General features: G+C 39.2%; 2 protein-coding genes. Both read right to left on the reverse strand.

Annotated elements, in window-relative coordinates:
• The coding region (gene dnaG, locus KEM10_RS23500) for a DNA primase (RefSeq protein WP_212220738.1) at positions 1-2,654 on the reverse strand (2,654 nt) is incomplete at its 3' end.
• Positions 2,655-2,657: 3 nt separating this feature from the next.
• On the reverse strand, positions 2,658-2,905 hold a 248-nt coding region (locus tag KEM10_RS23505; protein WP_212220741.1), incomplete at its 5' end, for a hypothetical protein.

The raw sequence follows: 2,905 nt of genomic DNA on the forward strand, positions 1-2,905 counted from the left end.
TCAACCAAATACCGAAAATCAAAAACGGAACATGTAATATTGGTAAACTGTAAACTTTCCTCGGCTGCTTTAAATGATTTTAAATCGGAATAGTTACCCCGATTGGTATCATCAAATTCGCCCAATAAACTACGGCTACATAAAGCAGGGTCTTGTGTTGGCAAATCCTGACCGCTAATTATACCCGAACCCCTGGGCTTGGCAATACGTGTTTCGTTGCCTCCCGATTTTACACCTGTCAATTTTCCGTTACGGTCGGCAATACCTTTTAACGCCTCGATGGTATTCTTGTGAATGCTGTTCTTGTATTCATTTCCCCAAAACGGATGGTTGGTAGTGGAATCCATACTACGCTGCATACCTGTACTTGTACTCCCTGATGCAAGGTTAATACCGTCCTCCATCGGAGGCTTGCCAAACATATACATGATGCTTCGGGCTGCGGTACTCTTACCTGATTGGCGTTTCCCAAACAGGAATAATAAAGGGAAGTACCCGAAATTGGCTTTGTAGATAAGGTCACTAAAAACGGTTGATATGTAATAGGCAATCAACAATTCGGCATTACCGGGATAAACACTACTCATTGAAGTTGCCCATTTTCCAAAGTTCCAATCGTTACCTTTTATCGGCTTCACATATTTTGAGTTTTCTTTGAATGGATTACCACCATCGGAACTACCGATTTTAAGAGCTTTACCATAGGGCAGATAGAAGAAATGTAACAAATGCACCTGGCCCTGTTTAATATTCTCCTTTAGTTTATCTTTTCCATACTTACCGATAAATTCTGCTGTAGTATTGAGTACATGAAAGGTATCGTTAATTCGTATCTGACTTTCCGGAGGAATGTTTTCAAATTCATCCATGTTGTTTATTTGTGTGGCATGGGTAGTTATACCGTATTCATCAATTGGATGAAAGTTTTTAGTGTAGTACAAGCCGTTTGCAAATACCCAAAAGCGGTTTTCCTCATTGTAACCTACACGCTCCAACTCTTTGGCTTCGGGTATTCCAAGTAGTTTCACATTTTTAATATTGTCGAGCTGGCTATCGTTACCGTACCAAAAGAATCCATGTCGCCTGTGTACCTGTTTCTTGAATGATGCAGGGGTACAAAAATCATCGGATGAGATAATAGCCAGGCGTTTTCTTCCGTATTGGCTCATTAGGCGCAAAACATATTTCAGGTCGGTTCTGCCTTGTGGGTCTTTATGGAATACACAGAATAAGGCTTCAAAAGTAAAGTTGGATATTTGCTTCGGGTTCTTGCCTTCAACCGTCCAATAAGCTCCATCTTCTTCATAAAACTGATTGGTAAGTAGGTTCTCCTGTTGTTCCTTTTTCAGCTTGATTATATCGCTGATATTTTCTTTTTTCTTAACCTTCTTCTCGGTAGGCTGACTATAATCCTTTAAAGCATCCTGCCATGCTTTCTTAGGTTTAATCTGTTCAGAAACAAAGTCAAGATAGACCTCCTGATTTGTTTTATCATAGCAGCATATCAAGGAAGCCATACGTTTTATTACTTCCGATTTCTTTACAGGGTCATTTGCAAAACGGTCAGCATATTCAGCCGTTTTGTAGATGATGTAATCCTCCTGTTGTTCATCGTACTGAAGAAACGTTTTGTTGTCAATGAAAAGAGAATCGGGATCTTGTTTTTCCGGGAGTACCAATACCGAAACATGAAATTGATTCTTAATCAGTATTTCAGCATTTCGGCACATGGCATTTCGCCCGGCATTATCGCCATCATAAATTAGTGTAGCCTTATTGGTATATTTTTTCAGGAGCTTTGTCTGTGCATTGGAAAGTGCAGTTCCGCAAGTCGCAACTGTGTTTACCACACCTATATCGTGCATCCGAAGCACATCAGAATAACCTTCAACTATATATACTCTGTCATTTTTTTTAATGGCAAAGCGAGCCACATTTAAAGCATACAGCTCATTGCCTTTAGTATAAATGCAACTTTCAGGCGTATTCAAATACTTGACCTTCGGATTTTCATTCAGGTCACGCCCTGCAAATGCAATAGTCTGACCTCGTGAATTGGAAACAGGGAATATCAATCGGTTTCTAAAAAAATCATAAACGCCTTTGTCGTTGCTTTTGAGTACACCAATTTCTTCAAGTATCTCTGTTTTTAATCCTTTTTCTCGTGCATGGGCCAGTAGAGCATTGTCCGTTGGAGCATAACCAATATTGAAACTGCCGTTTTCAGGAATAGCCATGTTACGCTCCTTGATATACTGCTGGGCATCTTTGTGATTAACCTGTTCCAAAAAGAACTTCTCAATTATGCTACAAGCAATTTTCAGGCTTTCTTCATGTTTAAATTTTGCTTCATCCCAATTGGTGCTTTTCTTCCATTCAAAATTGAGGTTCAAAAGCTTTGCACCAATTTCGACTGCCTCTTTAAATTCAACGTTTTCATGCTCCTTAATAAACTCAATGGCATTACCGCCTTTATCACAACCAAAGCATTTAAAAATACCTTTTGCCGGGTTAACGCTGAACGAAGCCGTTTTTTCATTGTGAAACGGACAACAAGCTTTGTAATTAATCCCTGCTTTCTTTAATGTGACAAAATTGGAGACAACCTCGTAAACTTCATCATTGATTTGCTCTATGACCCTTTTTGCATCCATCGGCTACCAGTCTTTTCCTGTCAATAATTCACGGTTGTTGCTGTCAAGGCTCATAAAAAACTCATAAACGTTACCCCTGAAATCGTAAAACTTATCTAACAGGTGGTAGCCCATGTCTGAACCCCAAATTTTGTAAAAGAGAGAGTTCAGCTCCAGCTGTGAATCTTCAATCATTTTTTGAATTTTATTGCCATCAAACGGAATATTGGTATAGCCGTTTTTTTCATAGAAACTCTTTATGCGGTTATCGA

It is taken from the genome of Carboxylicivirga linearis, assembly GCF_018271995.1.
GTDB classification, from domain to species: Bacteria; Bacteroidota; Bacteroidia; order Bacteroidales; family Marinilabiliaceae; genus Carboxylicivirga; species Carboxylicivirga linearis.